Source organism: Bacillus sp. Nf3, assembly GCF_003028545.1.
GTDB classification, from domain to species: Bacteria; Bacillota; Bacilli; order Bacillales; family Bacillaceae; genus Bacillus; species Bacillus safensis.
Genome location: NZ_PYUA01000039.1, coordinates 1 through 701, shown reverse-complemented (window position 1 = coordinate 701; position 701 = coordinate 1). Strand labels below are relative to the sequence as shown.

The following is a 701-nucleotide window of genomic DNA, read 5'->3' as shown; positions in this document are numbered from 1 at the left end:
ATTGTAAAGGATCAAAAAAAGGCACTCAAAACGATTTTTCAAGACATCGATGACCTTATTTCCCTAGAGGTATTTGATAGTCAAACTTTCGATGAAAAAATAGAAGATGCGGAAGATGAACGAAAAAAGACGGTCAAAGAATTAAGAGAGCTTGATCAAAATTTAAAAGATGAATATGCTTTGTCAGAGACGGAGCAGCAAGCTACAATGGCATTGTACGCTGAAATGATGAATGCGACAAATGACGGAAAAGCGATTTCGCCTATGAATTTTGACAAGAAAGCGTATCAAAATAGCGAAATTTACAAGGCAAAAAGCGATATTGAGAAGCAAACTTCTGAATATCTGAAAATCAAAAAAGAACAAGAAGAAGCCCGCGAGATCGCAAAGGAACAAGAAGCCCTCGCCAACCGTCCTTGGTATGAAAAAGCGCTCGATTATGGTGGAAACATTGTGAATGAACTGACAGGTGTGAACGATGCAAAACGTGCCGCAACAGGCGTTGATCCAATCACGGGTGAGGAACTCACCGCAGGCCAGCGAGTCGCGGCAGGGGGCATGGCAGCAGCAGGCTATATCCCAATCGTCGGCTGGGCAGGCCGCATTTTTAAAGGCGGAAAGGCGGTCTATAAAACGACTCAAGCCACATCAGCTGCAGTCAGAGCAGTCGACATCTACAAGACATCACAAAAATCCTTTGA

General features: G+C 43.5%; 1 protein-coding gene. It reads left to right on the top strand.

The annotated features are described in order from the left end of the window. Positions 1-701: pre-toxin TG domain-containing protein (locus C9414_RS19420; protein ID WP_181286183.1), on the top strand; the 701-nt coding region annotated here is incomplete at both ends.